The organism is Brucella sp. GW823-FHT04E01 (genome assembly GCF_058796175.1).
Genome location: NZ_JBXAIK010000001.1, coordinates 424,072 through 438,083 on the forward strand (window position 1 = coordinate 424,072; position 14,012 = coordinate 438,083).

The following is a 14,012-nucleotide window of genomic DNA, read 5'->3' on the forward strand; positions in this document are numbered from 1 at the left end:
GCGCGACGCATTGAAAAAGAGGCTTCATCCATGGCAAAAATCAAGGTTGCGAACCCGGTCGTTGAACTCGACGGCGATGAAATGACCCGCATCATCTGGCAGTTCATCAAGGACAAATTGATCCATCCCTACCTCGACATTGATCTGAAATATTACGATCTGTCAGTCGAGCACCGCGATGCCACCAATGACCAGGTTACCATTGATGCGGCTAATGCCATCAAGGAACACGGCGTTGGCGTAAAATGCGCAACCATCACCCCGGACGAAGCCCGCGTTGAAGAATTCAAGCTCAAGAAAATGTGGAAGTCGCCAAACGGCACGATCCGCAACATTCTCGGCGGCGTGATCTTCCGCGAACCGATCATCTGCAAGAACGTTCCGCGCCTCGTGCCGGGCTGGACCCAGCCGATCATCGTTGGCCGTCATGCTTTCGGCGATCAGTACCGCGCGACCGATTTCAAATTCCCGGGCAAGGGCACTCTGTCGATCAAGTTCGTCGGTGAAGATGGCGAGACCATCGAACACGAAGTCTATCAGGCTCCGGCGGCTGGTGTGGCAATGGCCATGTACAACCTCGACGAATCGATCCGCGAATTTGCCCGTGCTTCGCTGAACTACGGCTTGCAGCGCAACTACCCGGTCTATCTCTCGACCAAGAACACTATCCTCAAGGCTTATGACGGTCGCTTCAAGGACATCTTCGAAGAAGTTTACCAGACCGAATTCGCTGACAAGTTCAAGGCTGCAAAGATCTGGTACGAACATCGTCTCATCGACGACATGGTCGCTTCGGCGCTCAAGTGGTCCGGCGGCTATGTTTGGGCTTGTAAGAACTACGACGGCGACGTGCAGTCGGATATCGTGGCTCAGGGTTTTGGCTCGCTCGGCCTGATGACCTCCGTTCTGATGACGCCGGATGGCAAGACCGTTGAAGCAGAAGCTGCACACGGCACCGTGACCCGTCACTACCGCCAGCATCAGAAGGGTGAGGAAACCTCGACCAATTCGATCGCTTCGATCTTCGCATGGACGCGTGGTCTCGCACACCGCGCCAAGCTCGACGACAATGCCGAGCTTAAGCGTTTTGCCGACACGCTGGAAAAGGTCTGCGTCGACACCGTTGAAAGCGGCTACATGACCAAGGATCTGGCCCTGCTCATCGGTCCGGATCAGCCTTGGCTCTCGACCACCGGTTTCCTCGACAAGATCGACGAGAACCTTCAGAAGGCCATGGCCGCCTGATAAAATATTCGACGCTTATCGTCGATATGGAAAACCCGGCAGCCTCGCTGCCGGGTTTTTTCATTTCCTTTTCAAGGGAAAAAGCGCATCCTGCCACCGCTTACAGGGAGGATGAAATGGCTGAGTTGAAGCTCTATACCAACCCGATGTCGCGCGGACGCATCGCGCGCTGGATGCTGGAGGAGATCGGCAAACCCTATGATGTGGAAATTCTGGATTTCGGGCCACCGATGAAGGGGCCTGACTACTGCACAATCAATCCGATGGGCAAAGTTCCTGCCCTGCGCCACGGCGATGCGGTGGTGACGGAAGTGGCTGCAATCTGCGCCTATCTGGCAACAACATTTCCCGAAGCTGGTCTAGCGCCTCACCCCAATGAGCGCGCGGATTTCTTCCGCTGGCTGTTCTTTACATCTGGTCCTGTGGAAGCCGCCTTATCCAACCATGCGCTCGGCTTTGAAATCCCCGCAGACAAGCAGGGAATGGTCGGCTACGGCAATTACGATACAGTGGTCAACACATTGGAGAAAGCGGTTTCGCACCATCCATACATCACCGGCGACCGCTTCACGGCGGCTGACGTTTATGTCGGCTCGCACATCGGCTGGGGCCTGCGCTTCGGCACGTTGCCGGCCAGAGGAGCGTTCGTCGCCTATTGGGACCGACTAAAAGATCGTCCTGCCATGAAGCGCGCCACGGAACTGGACGAGGCAGCAGCCGCAGCCACACAGCATTAACAACATAATGCTGGCTGTTCAGGTCACGTAATCTGGCCAGCCAGCTCAAACGTGTGTGAGAATGCCTGTGCACCTTTTGGCGAGAACGCGATGACACGCCCCGCTTCGCGGCGTACCCAGCCCTTTGAAATGAAATGGTTCAACAGCGCTGCACCGAGCGCTCCGCCCAGATGGTTGCGACGTTCACTCCAGTCGAGGCAGTGACGACAGACCGGGCGCTTGCCCTGCTCCAGAGTGGTCACATCAACGCCAAGGCAACTGAAAAACGACTTGCCCTTTTCTGTCAGCACCGGCTCATTGTCATCAACAATCAGCCCGAGCCGATGCGAGGCATCGAGCATTTCCACCCCACGCTCACCGGCCAGATGATCATAGCAGATACGCGCCTTGCGTAGTGCCTGATCTTTCGGGCCGGTCCGCACCCGCACAGCGCCGGTGCGTTGCGCAAGCCCCATCAAACCTTCCAGAACCTGCGCCACGTCTGTTCCAGAAAGCCGGAAATAGCGGTGCCGCCCCTGCTTCTCCGCAACCAGCAAATTGGCCGCATCGAGCTTTGCAAGATGTCCGCTGGCGGTTTGCAGCGTCACGCCTGCGGCTGACGCGAGTTCACTGACAGTCAGCGCACGACCATCCATCAGCACCGTGAGCATGTTTGCACGCGCCGGATCACCTAGGAGCGCGGCAACAGAAGCTATGATCGGGCCATCTTTCATACTTCGATGCTAACCGAACTATGGAGAACTTTCAATTGCTACATTGTCAGCATCGAAGACATGCTTTTGAAGGAGACACGCATGATTACCTGTTTCATCCGCTATCAGATCGACCCGTTCAAAGCGGATGCCTTTGCAGAATATGCGCGCAATTGGGGACAGGCGATTCCGCGCTGCGGCGCTGATCTCATCGGCTATTTCGGGCCGCATGAAGGTTCGTCGACCACAGCCTACGGCGTCTATTCAGTCGAAAACCTTGCCGCGTATGAAGCATATCGGGCACGGCTTGCCGCCGATCCGCTGGGACGCGAGAATTACGAATTTGCGCGCAGAGAACAATTCATCCGATCCGAAGACCGCATCTTCCTTAAACTCCAATCCGCACCGCATGGGGAGTTCATCAAGCCATGATTGCCGTCATATTCGAAGTCTGGCCAGCCGATGACAACAGGCGTGAACAGTATCTGGATATTGCCGCAAGCCTGCGCGAAGATCTTTCCAGGATTGACGGTTTTCTGTCGATCGAGCGTTTTCAAAGCCTGGCCGATCCCGACAAATTGCTTTCGCTCTCGTTCTGGCGCGACGACGATGCGGTGCGTGAATGGCGCAACCTGCCATCTCATAGGGTAGCACAGGGGCAAGGGCGCAATGGTGTTTTTGAAAACTACCGTTTGCGTGTAGCCAGCGTCATGCGTGACTATGGTCTGGATGAACGAAGCGAAGCGCCTGACGACAGCCGCACAATTCATGCGGCTTAATTCCACCGATAAAAAAAGGCCGGGTTAACCCGGCCTTTTGAATTAGATGATCAGTGCCTTGACTGCTGCAATCGCAGCGTCGGCCTTATCGCCATCCGGCCCGCCGGCCTGCGCCATGTCCGGGCGACCGCCGCCACCTGCGCCACCAAGGGCCGCAGAAGCAGCGCGAACCAGATCGACCGCACTAAAGCGACCAACCAGATCTTCCGTCACCGCAGCCACCGCGCTGGCCTTGCTATCTTCGCCGATACCAATGAACAGCACCACACCGGAGCCGACCTGCTTCTTGCCTTCGTCGGCAAGCGGCTTGAGATCACGCGGGGAAACGCCAGTTACGATCTTGCCGAGGAAGTTGACGCCATTCACAGCTTCAACGGCGCTGCCGCCATCTGCCGAACCACCGCCAAGCGCAAGCTTCTTGCGCGCATCAGCAAGTTCGCGTTCCAGCTTCTTGCGTTCATCAAGCAATGCGTTGACACGTTCCAGCGCTTCAGACGGTGTCGTCTTCAATGCACCTGCGATGGCCTTTACGCGCTCGTCCTGCTCTTCAAGGTAAAGACGTGCTGCCTCACCCGTCAGCGCTTCCATACGACGAACACCAGCGGCAACCGCGCCTTCCGAAACAATGCGGACGAGACCTATATCGCCGGTCTGGCGCACATGCGTACCGCCGCAAAGCTCAACCGAATAAGCCTTGCCCTCCTTCGAACCGTGCTTGGCGGTGCCCATGGAAACAACACGAACTTCATCGCCATATTTTTCACCGAACAGTGCCATAGCACCCTCGGCAATGGCATCGTCAACGGCCATCAAGCGGGTGCTGACAGGAGCGTTCTGCAGAATGATTTCGTTGGCGAGAGTTTCCACCTGCGTCAGCTCTTCAGCCGAAATCGGCTTCGGATGCGAAAAGTCGAAACGCAGACGATCCGGTGCAACGAGCGAACCCTTCTGTGCAACATGACTGCCGAGCGTTTCACGCAGCGCCTCATGCAGAAGGTGCGTCGCCGAATGGTTAGAGCGGATGCGCGTGCGGCGTACCGAATCCACTTTCAGCTCGACCGCATCGCCGGTCTTCGCCGTCCCCTTGGTGACTTCGCCGATGTGAACGAAGACGCCCTCGCCCTTCTTCTGCGTATCCTTGATTGCGATAGCAAAACCTTCTCCGGAGATCGTGCCGGTATCGCCCTGCTGGCCGCCGGATTCTCCATAGAACGGGGTCTGGTTGACTACGACCGAAACAACATCGCCTTCAGCAACGGACTGTACTTCCGCGCCATCGCGGACAAGCGCAGTGATAACGCCTTCGGCAACCTCGGTCTCGTATCCAAGAAATTCCGTCGCACCGACCTTATCCTTGATACCGAACCAGATCGTTTCGGTTGCAGCTTCACCAGAACCAGCCCAGTTCGCACGGGCCTCGGCCTTCTGGCGCTGCATGGCGGCACTGAAGCCATCCGTATCGACGGCAATACCGCGCTGACGAAGTGCATCCTGCGTCAGATCCAGCGGAAAGCCATAGGTGTCGTAAAGCTTGAAAGCGGTTTCGCCGTCGAGGCGATCCCCTTCAACAAGGCTTTCCGTCGCATCCGACAGGAGGCCAAGACCGCGATCCAGCGTCTTGCGGAAACGGGTTTCCTCAAGCTTGAGCGTTTCGGAGATCAAGGCATCGGCGCGGATCAGTTCCGGATAGGCCTGTCCCATTTCGCGGATCAAGGCCGGCAGCAGGCGCCACATCAACGGCTCTTTGGCGCCCAAGAGCTGGGCATGACGCATTGCACGGCGCATGATGCGACGCAACACATAGCCGCGGCCTTCGTTGGACGGCAGAACACCGTCAGCGATCAGGAAGCTCGAAGCGCGCAGATGATCAGCAATCACGCGGTGGCTGGCGCGGAATTCGCCCTCAGCCTTGACGCCGGTTGCTTCTTCCGAAGCGCGGATCAATGCCTTGAAGAGATCGATATCGTAATTGTCGTGCACGCCCTGCAGAACCGCAGCGACGCGCTCCAACCCCATTCCGGTGTCGATAGACGGACGCGGCAGGTCGATGCGCTGTTCGGGCGTAATCTGCTCGAACTGCATGAAAACGAGGTTCCAGATTTCGATGAAACGGTCACCGTCTTCGTCAGCCGATCCGGGAGGTCCGCCCCAGATATGGTCGCCGTGGTCGAAGAAGATTTCTGAACACGGACCGCATGGACCGGTATCGCCCATAGCCCAAAAATTATCGCTGGTGGCAATGCGAATGATGCGGTCATCGGAAAGACCAGCAATCTTTTTCCAGTAATTCGCAGCGTCGTCGTCCGTGTGATAAACGGTGACGAGCAATTTGTCCTTCGGAAGGCCGAATTCCTTCGTGATCAGGTTCCAGGCGAAGCTGATGGCATCTTCCTTAAAATAGTCGCCAAACGAGAAATTGCCGAGCATTTCAAAGAATGTATGGTGACGAGCGGTATAGCCGACATTGTCCAGATCGTTGTGCTTGCCACCGGCACGCACGCACTTCTGGGAAGTCGTCGCGCGATTGTAGGAACGGTGTTCAAGACCCGTAAAAACGTTCTTGAACTGAACCATACCCGCATTGGTGAACATCAGCGTCGGATCGTTGCGTGGGACAAGTGGGCTCGATGGAACGACCTCATGCCCGTTCTTACGGTAATAATCGAGGAATGTGGACCTAATCTCGTTGACGCCAGCCATAAGTCACCCTTGGGCTTTTTTGCCCTGCACGGATACAGCTCTGCAGAAAGCTGTATCAATTATCCTGTTCAAACTCCCATAGCCGCCAACCGTTATTGAAGGCCCGAGGCTCTCCCGCACTGCCAGGAGGTGAAGTGGAGTTTTCGGTTGACCGCTTTTAGCGGTGCCTTGCTTTTCTGTCCAGATAAGTACGCTGCGCCATAAAAGCAATTTCTGCCGGAAAGCGATAAAACCAGCACCATTCACTTCGCAAAAACCCCCACTGCTAAACAAAAAGCCCCATGCAATTGCACGGGGCTTCGATAATTCATTCAATGCTGGCGATCTTACATTTCGGCAGCGTCACTCGCATCGTCTTCTGGTCCGCCATCTTCGAGGAACTGTTCGGCAATCAAACCGGCATTCTGACGAAGCGTGGTTTCGATCTCGCGGGCCACTTCCGGGTTGTCCTTGAGATATTGCTTGGCGTTTTCACGGCCTTGTCCCAGTCGCTGGGAATTATACGAGAACCACGCACCGGACTTCTCGACGACACCGGCCTTTACGCCAAGATCGACCAGCTCGCCGGTCTTGGAAACGCCAGCACCGTACATGATGTCGAATTCGACCTGCTTGAAGGGCGGCGCAAGCTTGTTCTTGACGACCTTCACGCGGGTCTGGTTACCAACAACTTCGTCGCGCTCCTTGATCGAACCGATACGGCGAATATCGAGACGAACCGAAGCATAGAACTTGAGAGCGTTACCGCCAGTCGTCGTTTCCGGCGAACCGAACATCACACCGATCTTCATACGAATCTGGTTGATGAAGATCACCATACAGTTCGACCGCGAGATCGAAGCAGTAAGCTTGCGCAGCGCCTGGCTCATGAGACGAGCCTGAAGACCAGGCAAGGAGTCACCCATTTCGCCTTCGATTTCCGCACGTGGCGTCAAGGCTGCGACGGAGTCGACGACGAGAACGTCGATGGCGCCCGAACGCACAAGCGTGTCGGTAATTTCAAGTGCCTGCTCACCCGTATCTGGCTGCGAAATCAGCAAGTTTTCCAGATCGACACCCAGCTTGCGTGCATAGACAGGATCAAGCGCATGTTCCGCATCGACGAATGCACAGATACCGCCCTTCTTCTGTGCTTCCGCAATCGTGTGCAGCGCGAGTGTCGTCTTACCGGAGCTTTCCGGTCCGTAAATCTCAACAATACGTCCTTTGGGCAAGCCGCCGACACCCAGCGCGATGTCCAGAGAAAGCGAGCCGGTCGGAACAGTTTCGATCTCGATAACCGGGGCATTTTTCCCCAGACGCATGATCGAGCCCTTACCGAACGCCCTTTCGATTTGCGACAATGCCGCATCGAGAGCCTTAGTCTTGTCCACTGAATTTTCCTCAACAAGTCGCAATGAATTCTGAGACATCTTACACCATCCTCTTGTCTCGCTAGAAGCCCGGCAGGCTCGTTGCTATGATCTATTTGTATTCGTTTTGTTCTCATTTGACAATAGGGCTAACTCATTGATTAAAAACAGTTCCGAAATTTTGTTCTATAATCGTTCTCTAACATCAGCAATTACGAAAATAATCGAACTATCCACGAATTAACTTAATTCAAACCAAACTGCCCATCCACCGATTCGGAAAAGCAAAGAAAAACGCAGCTCTTCTATCGAAGAACTGCGTTGTTTGAAGCCTATTAACCCTTGGAAGGGAATCAGCTGGCGGCGCGAAGCGGAGAAATCTGGATTTCCACGCGACGGTTCTGCGCACGGCCTTCCGGTGTTGCGTTAGTGGCAACGGGCTGGCTCGCGCCATAGCCGATAACGGCGAAGCGACGCGGATCGATACCCTGCGAACCGAGATAGCTCGCGACCGACGCGGCGCGGCGCTGCGAAAGAGCCTGATTGTGGCTGACGCTACCGGTCGAATCGGTGTGGCCATAAACGTCCACAAGTGTCTGGTTGAATTTGCGCAGTACAATCGCGACCGAATTAAGCGTCGGGTAGAACTGGCTCTTCACCTGATCCTGATCGGTATCGAAAGTGATGCTGGACGGCATATTAAGGATGATCTGGTCGCCGTTACGGGTCACAGACACGCCAGTGCCCTGCAACTGTGCACGGAGCTCGTTTTCCTGACGATCCATGTAATTGCCGATTGCGCCGCCGCCAAGTGCACCGATACCGGCACCAATCAGAACGGCATTGCGCTGTGCACGGCTGGAACCGCCGACCATCAGGCCACCAAGAGCGCCCACAGCCGCGCCAATTGCAGCACCACCTGCGGTGTTCGACATCTTCTGTTCCCCGGTATAGGGGTCGGTGGTGCAGCCTGCCAGAAATGTGGCGGCGAAAAGGGCAATACCGATCTTCTTCAGCATGAAATGGTCATCCTCAATTAGCGAATCCGTCGCATGATAATAGCGATTAAGGCCGGATGGTGTCTCAAATGCGAGTTTGAATCCAGCCTTTCGCTTTTTAACTGAAGCCTCCGCAACTGCGCAACTGCGTGGCGTAACGATTGGCCATGGATTGGGCACGTTTTGCGCCATTGAGCGCTGTAGCATTCCCGCGCCAGACACCACGAGCGTAACCGCCGTGACCCGAATAGTAAGCGAGATAAAGGCTATATGCATCGGCGCGATTGATGCCGTTTTTCAGATAGCTTTGATAGTGATACCAGCCAATGAAATGGATAGCGTCCGCGAAATTGGTGCGCGATGCAGTCCAGCGACCGGTTTCCCGCTTGTAACGATCCCACGTGCCGTTCAGCGCCTGGGAATAGCCATAGGCGCTGGAAGCCCGCTTCCACGGTATGATCCAGAGAATCTTGGTCCGTGGCGGGCGGGCATAGGGCTGGAAGCCGGATTCGGTATAGATTGTGGCCATCAGAACCGGAACCGGCACGCCGAATTCGCGCGAAACCCGCGTGGCAGCCGTCTGCCAGTTATTGAACCAACCGTCGCGTTGATCGAAGACCGCACACACATTGTTGACCTGCCGTGGGGCAGTCGCGCAGCCTCCTAGGATCACGAGCGCGACGAGAAACAAAACGCGCATCATGGAAAACCTCGTCTCTTTGCAAAGATTGATAAAGCGTAAAAATTAAGAAGACCTTTCTAACGACAGGTCACCCCTTTCCGGGGCCTTCAAACTCGCGTGAAGAAGCAAAGTAAAAGCCGCTGCCAATATGACAGCGGCCCGAACTGTGGATGAATGTGGATAACTATGGGGATAGCGTATTTTCAGCGGTCGAAACTGCGTGAAAACCAATGGTTAGAGCGATTCCGCTGGAACAGAACCGCTCCAAACTTCAGCGGCGCTCCTGCCGCAACCGCGCCCAGTATTCGAGGCGCTTGCGGATATCTCGCTCAAAACCTCGCTCCGGCGGATCATAGAACTTTTGCCTGCCCATGCTTTCCGGGAAATAATCCTGTCCTGAAAACGCGTCTGGCTGGTCGTGGTCATAGGCATAGCCATCGCCGTAGCCCTCATTCTTCATAAGCTTGGTCGGCGCGTTGAGAATATGCTTCGGCGGCAGCAGGGAACCGTTCTCCTTGGCCGCACGCATTGAGGCTTTATAGGCCACATAGACGGCGTTCGATTTCGGAGCCGTTGCAAGATAAACACAGGCCTGTGCGAGCGCCAGTTCGCCTTCCGGCGAACCAAGATAGTCATAGGCATCCTTGGCGGCGTTGCAGATGACCAGTGCCTGCGGGTCGGCCAAGCCGATATCTTCCACCGCCATGCGCACCAGCCGCCGCCCAAGATATAACGGATCTTCGCCCGCATCGAACATACGAGAAAGATAGTAGAGCGCTGCGTCAGGGTCCGATCCCCGAACGGATTTATGCAGCGCCGAAATCAGATTGTAATGCCCGTCCTGCCCCTTGTCATAAACCGGGGCGCGACGTTGCACGACATCCTGCAGCTTTTCGGCAGTAAACACTTCATCGGGACGGGCCGCACGCCAGACTTCCTCGGCAAGCGTCAGCGCAGCACGTCCATCGCCGTCAGCCATGCGAACAAGGCTTACCCGTGCTTCCTCGTCCAGCGGCAATGGACGTTCTTCTTGCTCTTCGGCACGGGTCAGAAGTGTTGCAATGCTCTCGCCATCATGGGGATGAAAAGTAAGCACCCTCGCCCGGGACAAAAGAGCAGCATTGAGCTCGAAAGACGGGTTTTCCGTCGTGGCGCCGATCAGGATAACAGTGCCGTCTTCCATGACCGGCAAAAACGAATCCTGCTGGGCGCGATTAAAGCGATGAATTTCGTCTACGAAAAGCAGTGTCTGCCGGCCCGACATACGCCGCGCACGAGCAGTCTCGAAAACCTTCTTGAGATCGGCAACGCCGGAGAAGATCGCCGAAATCTGCTCAAACGCGAGATCAGTTTCTCCGGCAAGCAGGCGGGCAACGGTCGTCTTGCCGGTTCCCGGAGGTCCCCAGAAGATCATGGAACCGAGCGAACCGGATGCAATCATGCGCGTCAGCACACCTTCTGGTCCGGTCAGATGTTCCTGACCGGTTACTTCCGACAAATGCTTCGGGCGCAGACGGTCAGCAAGCGGCCGGTTGCGGTCCGCGTTCGGGTCTGCCGCTGCTGAGAAAAGGTCGCTCATTTCATTCGCTCGATCGATAAATTAAATGCCGCTTCAGGCATAATCCTACCCGAAGCGGCATGCAACTTTTGGCGATATACTGGCCGACAGTTTTAACGCACGAACTGACGCAACAACGTTCCGTTGCGTTCCACCTCAAGCCGCCAGGCAAGACCACGTCCCCCATCCAGAATCGCGGTCATATCCTCCACGGAGCGGATAGGATTTCCGTTGATGCTTCGAACAATGTCGCCCGGGCGCAATCCGAGCCGTGCCGCCGGCGAGCCGGAATAGACGTCAACAACGACCACCCCCTGGCTTTCACTCTTGAGACGCAGCTTTTTAGCGGTGGATGGCGTCAGCACAAGAACAGCTGCACCGGCGAAGGGATTATCGCCCTTGATCACCTGCGGCGCAGTTTCCTTGACTTCAGGCGCTTTGGAAAGCTTCACCGGGATGGTCTGGTTCTTTCCATCCCGCATGATTTCGACCGACACGGTGTTACCAATGCCAGCCGTCGATAGACGATAACCAAGCACATCCTGATTATCGACACGAACGCCCTGAACGGACAGAACCACATCGCCGATCTTCAGCCCTGCGGCTTCTGCAGGACCACCTTTTGCAACTGCCGTGATCAGGGCACCGTAGGGCTTTTCCATTCCAAGCCCTTCGGCCAGATCGGAGGTGACCCCTTGGAAAGTCGCGCCGATATAGGGGCGCTCGAAACTTTTGCTGCCATTCTGCGCAGCTTCCACGACAGCGCGGACCATATTGGACGGAATAGCAAAGCCGATGCCCACGGAACCGCCAGAACGTGAATAGATCGCTGTGTTGATACCTATCAGGCGTCCGCGCATGTCAATCAATGCGCCACCGGAGTTGCCGGGATTGATAGCCGCATCCGTCTGGATAAAGAAATCAAAATCGGAAATGCCAACCTGTGTTCGGGATTGCGCCGACACGATACCGCTCGTCACAGTCTGTCCGACGCCGAACGGATTGCCGATGGCCAGCACCAGATCGCCAACTTCGACTTCGTCGGAATTGCCGAGGCCCAACACTGGAAACTTGTCCTTGGCTTCAATTTTCAACACGGCAAGGTCGGTGGTTTCATCACGCAGAAGCAGCTTGCTTTCGAACTCGCGACCGTCCGACAAGGCGACTTTGATTTCGTCGGCATCCTTGATGACGTGATTGTTCGTCACGACAATGCCTGAACTATCGACAATCACGCCGGACCCGAGCGACTGCTGGATACGTGGCTTGCTTTCCCCGAACTGCCGCCCGAAAAACTGCTCGAAGAACGGATCGCCTGCAAATGGCGATTGTGCCCGTGCCTGCACCTGTCGCGCCGCATAGACATTCACAACAGCTGGTGTCGTCTCTTTCACAAGAGGAGCGAAGGAAAGTTGCATATCAGCGCGGCTGAGCGGCACTTCTTTGGGAGGTGTTGCAGGCGCATCCTGCGCCATTGCCTGCGGCATAACCAGCCCGACGGATGTCAGCATAAGACCCAATACACCTAAACGTCGCCAATTCATGCACATACTCCGCGCTTTCCGAGGGCACTCATATCTTCCGTGAAAAAATATGAGATTCGTCGTCCATATGTAGTCAACTGAGGACAAGGATAAAGGGCCACATTGTGACCTTGAAGTGCAGCACGGCAATTTTTCGTGAAACATATCGATCCGAAAGAGCCGAACAGCAGCAAGAACAAACAAAAAGGGCCGCTCAAGGCGGCCCTTTTCAATAATCAGAAACAGTGCAGATTATGCTGCGTCTGCTTCAGCAGCCTGTTCGGCTTCGACGCGGGCGCGGTCAGCCTTGCCCTTTGCATCGACGTCGCGTTCCACGAATTCAACAACAGCCAGAGGCGCGTTGTCGCCAGCGCGGAAGCCAGCCTTCATGATGCGGATGTAGCCGCCGTTGCGGGTTGCATAGCGAGCAGCCAGCGTATCGAACAGCTTTGCAACGAGCTTAACGTCGCGAATAGCCGAGATGGCCTGACGGCGTGCATGCAGATCGCCGCGCTTGCCGAGAGTGACAAGCTTTTCTACGATCGGACGGATTTCCTTAGCTTTAGGAAGCGTGGTCACAATCTGTTCATGCTCGATGAGCGAAGCCGCCATGTTGGCGAACATTGCCTTGCGATGCGAGGCAGTGCGGTTCAGCTTACGCTGTCCATTACCGTGGCGCATGGCCTTCTCCTTAATTAGTTCTAGCCGGATTGCCGGTCTTAATATTGGTCTTCGTAGCGCTTTGCGAGATCTTCGATGTTTTCTGGCGGCCAGGACGGGATTTCCATACCGAGATGGAGACCCATCGATGCCAGAACTTCCTTGATCTCGTTGAGCGACTTGCGGCCGAAATTCGGAGTCCGCAGCATCTCGGCTTCCGTCTTCTGGATCAGATCGCCGATGTAGACGATGTTGTCGTTCTTCAGGCAGTTTGCCGAACGGACGGACAGTTCGAGTTCGTCGACCTTCTTGAGCAGAGCCGGGTTGAAAGCCAGTTCCGCAACCTGTTCCTGCGGAGCTTCCTTCTGGGGCTCTTCGAAGTTGACGAAGATCGCCAGCTGGTCCTGGAGAATACGAGCAGCATACGCCACTGCGTCTTCACCGCTGACCGAGCCGTTTGTCTCGATGTTCAGCGTCAGCTTGTCATAATCGAGAACCTGACCTTCACGGGTGTTCTCGATCTTGTACGACACCTTGCGAACCGGAGAGTAGAGGCTGTCAACCGGGATAAGCCCGATCGGAGCATCTTCCGCACGGTTGCGGTCGGCAGGCACATAGCCCTTGCCGGTGTTGACGGTGAATTCCATGCGGATTTCAGCGCCTTCGTCCAGCGTGCAGATGACGTGATCCGGGTTAAGGATCTCGACATCGCCGACAGTCTGAATGTCGCCAGCCGTAACAACGCCTGGGCCTTCCTTGCGGACGACCATGCGCTTCGGGCCCTCGCCTTCCATGCGGATGGCGATTTCCTTGACGTTCAGAACGATATCCGTAACGTCTTCGCGGACGCCCGGAATCGAAGAGAATTCATGCAGAACGCCATCGATCTGAATGGCGGTCACGGCAGCGCCGCGAAGCGACGACAGAAGCACGCGACGCAGAGCATTACCGAGCGTCAGACCGAAACCGCGTTCCAGCGGCTCAGCAACGACGGTTGCATGCGTGCGGGAGCCGTTGGTGATGAAATCCACCTTATTCGGCTTGATGAGTTCCTGCCAGTTCTTCTGGATCATGTAAGTATCCCTC

The 14,012-nt window shown here is 55.8% G+C and carries 13 protein-coding genes; 4 read left to right on the forward strand and 9 right to left on the reverse strand.

What is annotated here, in order from left to right; all coding sequences use genetic code 11:
- Positions 1-30 precede the first annotated feature (30 nt).
- Together AC1RHM_RS02180 and AC1RHM_RS02185 are read left to right on the forward strand one after the other, a co-directional pair.
- The gene (locus AC1RHM_RS02180; RefSeq protein WP_010659939.1) at positions 31-1,245 is read left to right on the forward strand and encodes an NADP-dependent isocitrate dehydrogenase; all 1,215 of its coding nucleotides are present in this window, start codon (positions 31-33) and stop codon (positions 1,243-1,245) included.
- A gap of 116 nt (positions 1,246-1,361) precedes the next feature.
- Entirely contained in the window at positions 1,362-1,982 is a 621-nt protein-coding gene (locus tag AC1RHM_RS02185; RefSeq protein ID WP_012091919.1) for a glutathione S-transferase family protein, read from the forward strand.
- A 23-nt stretch (positions 1,983-2,005) separates the two neighbouring features.
- Here AC1RHM_RS02185 and AC1RHM_RS02190 read toward each other — a convergent pair whose 3' ends face one another.
- Positions 2,006-2,695 carry an ArsR/SmtB family transcription factor gene (locus AC1RHM_RS02190; protein WP_010659937.1) on the reverse strand — a complete coding sequence of 230 codons (690 nt, stop codon included), beginning with the start codon at positions 2,693-2,695 and terminating at the stop codon, positions 2,006-2,008.
- Positions 2,696-2,776: 81 nt separating this feature from the next.
- Between AC1RHM_RS02190 and AC1RHM_RS02195 the strand changes: the two genes are divergently transcribed.
- Both AC1RHM_RS02195 and AC1RHM_RS02200 read left to right on the forward strand, forming a co-directional pair.
- The gene (locus AC1RHM_RS02195) at positions 2,777-3,106 is read left to right on the forward strand and encodes an NIPSNAP family protein (RefSeq protein ID WP_010659936.1); all 330 of its coding nucleotides are present in this window, start codon (positions 2,777-2,779) and stop codon (positions 3,104-3,106) included.
- Entirely contained in the window at positions 3,103-3,453 is a 351-nt protein-coding gene (locus AC1RHM_RS02200; protein WP_010659935.1) for an antibiotic biosynthesis monooxygenase family protein, read from the forward strand. Before AC1RHM_RS02195 ends, AC1RHM_RS02200 begins: the two co-directional genes overlap by 4 nt.
- Positions 3,454-3,495: 42 nt before the next feature.
- Here AC1RHM_RS02200 and alaS read toward each other — a convergent pair whose 3' ends face one another.
- The 8 genes from alaS to AC1RHM_RS02240 all read right to left on the reverse strand — a co-directional run bounded on the left by alaS (position 3,496) and on the right by AC1RHM_RS02240 (position 13,999).
- Complete coding sequence (gene alaS, locus AC1RHM_RS02205; RefSeq protein ID WP_010659934.1) at positions 3,496-6,153, reverse strand: alanine--tRNA ligase; 2,658 nt, start codon at positions 6,151-6,153, stop codon at positions 3,496-3,498.
- Between the two features lie 326 nt (positions 6,154-6,479).
- Entirely contained in the window at positions 6,480-7,565 is a 1,086-nt protein-coding gene (recA, locus tag AC1RHM_RS02210) for a recombinase RecA (RefSeq protein ID WP_010659933.1), read from the reverse strand.
- Positions 7,566-7,858: 293 nt separating this feature from the next.
- Positions 7,859-8,524, reverse strand: a complete 666-nt coding sequence (locus AC1RHM_RS02215; RefSeq protein ID WP_010659932.1) for a YiaD family glycine zipper/OmpA-like lipoprotein — start codon at positions 8,522-8,524, stop codon at positions 7,859-7,861.
- A 97-nt stretch (positions 8,525-8,621) separates the two neighbouring features.
- Positions 8,622-9,206 (reverse strand): transglycosylase SLT domain-containing protein, encoded by a 585-nt coding sequence (locus AC1RHM_RS02220; protein ID WP_010659931.1) that lies wholly within the window; start codon positions 9,204-9,206, stop codon positions 8,622-8,624.
- Between the two features lie 250 nt (positions 9,207-9,456).
- On the reverse strand, positions 9,457-10,764 hold the full coding sequence (locus tag AC1RHM_RS02225; RefSeq protein ID WP_010659930.1) for a replication-associated recombination protein A: 1,308 nt from the start codon (positions 10,762-10,764) through the stop codon (positions 9,457-9,459).
- A gap of 92 nt (positions 10,765-10,856) precedes the next feature.
- The gene (locus AC1RHM_RS02230) at positions 10,857-12,287 is read right to left on the reverse strand and encodes a DegQ family serine endoprotease (RefSeq protein ID WP_010659929.1); all 1,431 of its coding nucleotides are present in this window, start codon (positions 12,285-12,287) and stop codon (positions 10,857-10,859) included.
- Between the two features lie 231 nt (positions 12,288-12,518).
- On the reverse strand, positions 12,519-12,947 hold the full coding sequence (rplQ, locus tag AC1RHM_RS02235) for a 50S ribosomal protein L17 (RefSeq protein WP_010659928.1): 429 nt from the start codon (positions 12,945-12,947) through the stop codon (positions 12,519-12,521).
- Between the two features lie 38 nt (positions 12,948-12,985).
- On the reverse strand, positions 12,986-13,999 hold the full coding sequence (locus AC1RHM_RS02240; RefSeq protein WP_006467001.1) for a DNA-directed RNA polymerase subunit alpha: 1,014 nt from the start codon (positions 13,997-13,999) through the stop codon (positions 12,986-12,988).
- Positions 14,000-14,012 lie beyond the last annotated feature (13 nt).